Source organism: Nostoc sp. DedSLP04, from assembly GCF_034530775.1.
GTDB lineage: Bacteria > Cyanobacteriota > Cyanobacteriia > Cyanobacteriales > Nostocaceae > Nostoc.
This window is the reverse complement of record NZ_JAVRCL010000024.1, coordinates 101,592-108,315: the sequence shown is the minus strand read 5'-3', so window position 1 is coordinate 108,315 and position 6,724 is coordinate 101,592. Positions and strand designations below refer to the sequence as shown.

Annotated in this window: 4 protein-coding genes; all 4 read right to left on the bottom strand. The window is 42.5% G+C overall.

Features of this window, described 5'->3' with window-relative positions:
- Positions 1–293: 293 nt before the first annotated feature.
- The 4 genes from RMX89_RS15990 to RMX89_RS15975 all read right to left on the bottom strand — a co-directional run bounded on the left by RMX89_RS15990 (position 294) and on the right by RMX89_RS15975 (position 6,627).
- Positions 294–524 carry a hypothetical protein gene (locus RMX89_RS15990; RefSeq protein WP_322684497.1) on the bottom strand — a complete coding sequence of 77 codons (231 nt, stop codon included), beginning with the start codon at positions 522–524 and terminating at the stop codon, positions 294–296.
- A 127-nt stretch (positions 525–651) separates the two neighbouring features.
- The gene (locus RMX89_RS15985; RefSeq protein ID WP_322689578.1) at positions 652–3,030 is read right to left on the bottom strand and encodes a filamentous hemagglutinin N-terminal domain-containing protein; all 2,379 of its coding nucleotides are present in this window, start codon (positions 3,028–3,030) and stop codon (positions 652–654) included.
- 221 nt (positions 3,031–3,251) lie between these two features.
- Positions 3,252–3,560, bottom strand: coding sequence for a hypothetical protein (locus RMX89_RS15980; RefSeq protein WP_322689577.1), 309 nt, complete (start codon positions 3,558–3,560; stop codon positions 3,252–3,254).
- A 604-nt stretch (positions 3,561–4,164) separates the two neighbouring features.
- Positions 4,165–6,627 (bottom strand): filamentous hemagglutinin N-terminal domain-containing protein, encoded by a 2,463-nt coding sequence (locus RMX89_RS15975; protein WP_322689576.1) that lies wholly within the window; start codon positions 6,625–6,627, stop codon positions 4,165–4,167.
- Positions 6,628–6,724 lie beyond the last annotated feature (97 nt).

Genomic DNA, 6,724 nt, shown 5'->3' with positions numbered 1-6,724 from the left:
GTTATTTCGGCGTACTCATTTGTTATTTCGGCGTACTCATTTGTTATTTCGGCGTTCGCATTTGTTATTTCGGCGTACTCATTTGTTATTTTGGCGTACCCATTTGTTATTTCGGCGTACCCATTTGTTATTTCGGCGTACTCATTTGTTATTTCGGCGTACTCATTTGTTATTTCGGCGTACTCATTTGCTATTTCGGCGTACTCATTTGTTATTTCGGCGTACGCATTTGCTATTTCGGCGTACCCATTTGTTATTTCGACGTACTCATTTGTTATTTCGGCGATCGCAGTTTATCTTTCAGTCTTTGGAATTGCTGAGAGTAAGGCACGGAGAGCGTTGTTAACAGCTTCTGATGTTTTAAATATCTCAGCGACATCAGCATCAAGAGTAACTGTCAAAGGAGCTTTTTCTTGCTGACTAGCAAAACGGTTGGGCAAGGCTTTGCGATAGTCAAAGTTATACTCTAGAAGCAAGTCATCGTCTGCGTTGTTGTAGAATTCAGAAGCCTGTGAATTCTTCATAATCTCATTGCATCATGATTTGTGGAAAACAGAGCGATCGCAACAAGAGCAGCAATTGCGTAGGTGTAGCCAGCCGTAGGCATCGCGGATGACTGCAAAGTTACGAAATATTGCCATATCTCAATTTTTAATGAGCAGCGCAAGATGTATTGGTGAGCGATGAATTATGGGGTGATTGTGTCGGTACTTGAGCAACCAGAACTACGTTCCCATTGGCATCCATTACCCAGCCTTGGGCTTCTACAATTTGAGTAGGTTCATTGACAAAATTAACTTTCTGTAATTTTTTTTGTGTGTTTCTCTGCGCCTGAACAACAGCTCTTTTCTGAATACCGCCAGCACGATTCTGATTCTCTGGAGGGAGCGCGATCCAATCTGCTAGTACAGCATCATCAGCTATCAATGGCTCCGTGGGATCGGCTACTAGTCCTCCACGTCCAGTTGTAATGAATGAATTTCTTGCTATTTTTCCACCAGAACTACAACTAGCAGCAATTTGCTGCGAAGCATCAACCAAATTTACGGGTAGTTCCACTAATCCTTTACTGGGGTCAGCATCTGGTGAGTTGATTTGTACAGTGCCATTTAATGAAGGGTTTTGCTGAGAAAATGCCGTGATGTCACTTGTTTGGAGATTATTCGGGTTTGTTTCGCCTGTTGGATCGAGTCTTTCTACGTCTGCACCTGTGCGAGGCACAAAACCAAAGAGGTTCTTAGCGGTGATGGTGATTTTACCACCAGAGCCAGAGAAGCCGTTGGCGGTGATATCGTTGTTTCCGAAGGGAGTGGCGACGAGGAAGCCATCAGGTGCTTTGATGGTGATATTACCGCCATCTGCATCACCTTCTCCATTAGTGGTTATTTTACTTTCGTGGTGCATCAGTAACAAGTCTCGCACCTGTAGCCCAATATCACCACCCCGATTTGATTCTTCACTAATAGACGTGAGTGTTCCTTTGTCTAGCAAGATAGAACGAGCAGTTACGTTTAGTGCGCCTGGTGTCCCTGGGTTATTTGTATCTCCTAAATAGATTGCATTATCTGCAACTCTAAAGAACACACTTATTTGACCACCATCTTTGACAATCAATTGTCCTGTGGTGATATTGATTGTTCCCGCATTTCCGTAATTTCGAGTTGAAGCAGACAAGAGGCTGGGAATACTTGTTGTCGAGGTGCCAGTTATCTCTACCGACTCCAAGGCATTCACAGTTATATTGCCTCCTTTTCCTTGAGCTGGTATCACTTGTGAATTTTCTACTACTGCACTAGATTCTGCTGTTACCCTTGCTCCTCCTTGAATACTCAACCTTTTAGTGTTGATCGTAATGTCACCTGCTTTTCCTTGATCAGCGCTTGCACTAACAAATCCAGTAATACTATTTGGAGATGTAATGCTACCAATTAGCTCCACGGATTCAGAGGCGTTCACAATTAAATCTCCTCCATTACCCTTGTCTACTGTAGATGTTAATACTTGGGCACCATGTTGAACACTTAATTTATTAGCGTTAATAATTAATTTACCGCTATCTCCAGCACCTATTGTCTGAGTTGTTAAGTACACACCCTTGCCAATTAATTCTACGGTATTGCCTTGTACCTGGATATTACCGCCATTGCTATCTTGATTACCAGCATCTACTTGAGATGGAATCTCTTTACCGTCAACAATTCGCTGGATTAATTGAATTTTCTGTAAGTTCTGAACACCTTCATACCCCAAGGCCCAACCTTGGTTCGTTGGGTTCAGGCTGACCAAACTATTACCAGCAACACTTCCTAGCTCAACTCGTCCCGATTCTGCTGTTAAATTCCCGCCCTCCAAGGTTATATCACCACCTACAAGTGCCAAAGTTCTGTCTGGCTTTACCTGTAAACCAACGGGTTGCCCAAAGGTATTAGTTGTTACACCATCTGGATTATTTGCTTGGGATTGATTGCGGATGATTCCTGGTATAGCTCCAAATTGTAAACCAACGGGGACACTTACTGTCAGTAAGGGTGTGGTTTGAGGATTTGTGGCACTAAATTTAGTCCCATCGACAAAATTCAGACTACTTGCCGTACTCGCAACAAATGAACCGGCGATATCTAGAGATGCATCGGAACCAAAAATAATCCCATTGGGATTAATCAAAAACAAGTTGGCTGTGCCGTTAGTTTTAAGAATGCCATCAATATTAGAAATAGACTTGCCTGTTACCCGACTTATGATATTTTGAATATTTGGCGCATTGTTAAAGTAGGCTGTGCTGCCAGCTGGCACAGAAAACTGGTCAAAGCTGTGAAACAGGTTCGTACCACGAATTGCCCCACCATTGATCTGGTCAGTAGGGCGGCCATTGATTAGCTGCGGTGTAACAACTGAACTTTCAGATCCTAAAGTGTTATCCTTTATAATCTCGGACAGGGCACAACTCCCTGATAAAGCGAGTGTTGCAGCAATTTCTAAAGCACTAACAAGCCCTAGCTTCCAGTAACGACTACCTCGGCTTTTATACATCACAAAATTTGCACTAAAAAAACAATTTAGTAGTGAAATACTGCCAATTACTAAATAGGATGATCATACTTCTGGCAACTTAGCAAATCATTGCAAAAATCACCACTTTCATTTCCACTCCAATAGTTTTTGGCAGCATAATGACTACAAGAGACGACATGAAAACTGGTAATCAGCGTTGCGCTCTTTATCAAAATTTATACTGTTCAATGTTCAGTGCATCAGCAAGGAACCCATTGTTTAAGGTTCTTGTCCCAGCAAGTGCAAGTGCCATTGGGGCAACCTTGCGAAGTTGCTAGTAAAAAATTTTGAGTTTCGTTGCTTTCTTCAGGATCACTAAATTGGAGTTTATTTAGATCGATTCTGTACTCAAATTGAAGCACTTCTTGTCTTAAAATCCCATATTTGGCAAGGATTTGGCTAAAGTTAGCGTTATTAACTATCTCACATATTTCCTGGTGAATTTCATCTTTTAACTGCTGTAATGTGTGATTATCTATGACTGTTGACTGTAATGTTTTAGATTCCATAACTTTTGCTCTCCTTGCAGACTGGTAAATGTGTCAACTTATCTTGTGATGTACTAAATTAACGTAAGTTTGATTAGTACAATTTGGCAACGAGCTAATCAATAATACAAAGTCTAGAGTGGTACGAAAGCATTAGGTTTCTAACGCTCTTGTGAACTCCGATAATTATGAATTCAGCTTGGCTAGTTATAATTACGCACTGTGTTACAAAACTTCATATATTTCTGCCAAATTTGTTTAAAGTATTCATGAATCTGGCTACTCACCGTTGATTGCTCAAGAGAATTGAGTAATTGATATCTCCTCAAGTCTCACATTCTGCTTATGGTTTGGATAAGCTCACAGGCTTTATTAAGGCGATCGCTTGTACGAAGGTCATAGCAAATCAGCGATGTCTACGACGGTCTACGCCTACGCACTGACACACCTGAATTCATTCAAAAGAGCGATCGCTTGCATAAAGTCCATAGCGAATCAGCGATCGCACTCACACCTATTTGAGTAAAAAAGCGATCGCCTCAGCCATATAAAATTGATTGCAAATCAGCGATGTCTACGATGGGCTACGCCAACGCACCAACAAAAGTTACGAGAATCTCAAATTTTAATTAGCACCGCAAGATGTCGCGACGAGGGAGGAGTTATGGGGCGATGCAGTGGGTACTTGAGCAACCAGAACCACGTTTCCATTGGCATCTAGAATCCAGCCTTGGGCTTCTACAATTTGAGCAGGTTCATTGACAGAATTAACTTTCTGTGATTTTTCTTCTGTGTTTCGCTTTGCCTGAACAACGGCTCTTTTCTGAATACCACCAGCACGATTCTGACTCTCTGGAGGGAGCGCGATCCAATCTGCTAGCACTGCATCATCAGCTATCAATGGCTCTGTGGGATCGGCTTGTATTCCTCCACGCCCAGTAGTAAAAAATGAACTTCTTCCTATTTTTCCACCAGAACTACAACCAGCAGCAATTTGCTGCGAAGCATCAACCAGATTTACAGGTAGTTCCACTAATCCTTTACTGGGGTCAGCATCCGGTGAGTTGATTTGTACAGTGCCACTTAATGAAGGGTTTTGCTGAGAAAATGCAGTGATATCACTTGTTGGTATATTATTCGGATTTATATCTTTTGGATCTAGCCTCTCCACCTCTGCACGGGTGCGTGACACAAATCCAAAGATATTCTTAGCAGCGATCGCGATTTTACCACCAGAACCAAAGTTGGCGTTGGCGGTAATATCGCTATTTCCGAAGGGAGTAGCGACGAGGAAGCCATTAGGTGCATTGATGGTGATATTACCGCCAGTTTTATCACCTCCAGCATTAGTAGAGATTTGGCTGTTGCGACGCATCAGTAACAAGTCCCGCACCTGTACCCCAATATCACCGCCCTTACCTGACTCACTATTAGATGTGAGTTCTCCTTTATCCAGCAGGATGGAACGAGCGCTTATATTGAGTTCGCCTGCTAGACCGAAATTGGATACACCCCCTTGATAGTTAACATTGTTTCGAGCTTCACTGCTCACAGTTATTGCCGCCCCATCTTTGATAATTAATTGCCCTGTAGTTAAGGTCAAGTTACCGCCATTTCCAGGCCCTTGAGTGCCAGCAAATAAGCTACTGAGCCTAGAACCATTTGCTGAGGTTCCGATTAATTCTACGGACTGAGAGGCGTTCACTGTCAAATCTCCTCCATTTCCGGTAGCTGGTATAAATTGGTTAGAAAAACGCCCAAGTACACCCTCAGAACTTGTTGATATTGCTGCCCCTCCCTCGATACGTAACTTTCCAGTATTAACTATTATGCTGCCAGCATTTTGAGCGCCATAAGTTGCACTAAATAATCCACTGGATATTAAATCACTACCATCTGGCAAAGGAGAAATGGGGATACCTGCAATTAGTTCTACGGAATCTGAGGCGTTGATGGTCAATTGTCCGGCCAATCCCGAACCAACATTGAACATTAAGACTTGCGCTCCATCTTTGGCAATCAACTTTCTGGTAGTGATATTGATATCTCCAGAGTTTCCAGTGTCGAAAGTTCCAGTAGACAAGAACGTATTTAGTCCAAGTTCTACAGACTCGGAAGCGTTCACTGTTAAATTTCCTCCTGGTTGCGCTCCCAGGGTAAAAGCCAAAATTTGTGAACCGTCAGTTACCAGTACTCGTTGTCCTTGCAGGTGGATATTACCGCCACCTTTGCCACTGGTATCTACAGTAGATGGAATCTCACTTTGCTGGGTGAGTTCGATGTTCTGAAAATTTTGAACACCTTCATATCCTAGCGCCCAACCTTGATTCGTTGAATTAAGACTGACCAAACTATTGCCAGCAACGCTTCCTAACTCAATTCTTCCCCCACTTGCTGTTAAATTCCCGCCCTCTAGCGTTATATCGCCGCCTATAAGTGCTAGGGTTTTGCCTTGCTGCACCTGTAGACCAACACCTTGTCCAAAGGTATTAATTGCATTATTGGGACTTGCTTGGGATTGATTGCGGATAGGTCGAGCATTTGTTCCGAATTGTAAACCTATAGGAACACTTTCTGTGAGTAGAGGTGCAGTTTGAGGTGATGTAGCACTAAAGTTTGTACCATCAGCAAAGTTCAAACTACTCGCCGTACTAGCCACAAATGAACCGCCAATATTTAAAGAAGCATTAGGCCCAAAAACGATGCCGTTAGGATTAATCAGAAATACGTTGGCTGTGCCGTTAGCTTTGAGAATGCCATCTATATTAGAAACAGAATTGCCTGTCACCCGACTGATAATGTTCTGAATATTGATTGCATTGTTAAAATGGGCTGTCCTTCCCGCAGAGATAGAAAATTTTTCAAAGCTGTGGAGCAGGTTTGTACCACGAACTGCTCCACCATCGATCTGGTCTATAGGCTGACCATCGATTAGCTTTGGTGTAATGATTGAACTTTCAGATCCAAGCGTAGCATCTTGTTGAATTTGAGCTAGAGCAAAACTCTCAGCAAAAGTGAGCACTCTAGCAATTACTAAAGTACTCACTATTCCTAACTTCCAGTGGCAACTGCTTCGATTTTGAGACATGAAAAACTGGCGCTCAAAACATCAGAGTTTATTAAAATACTGCTTTTTGCTAAGTAGTGATGTTAGTACGCTGATGTTATCTTTGTAGCCTAGCTAC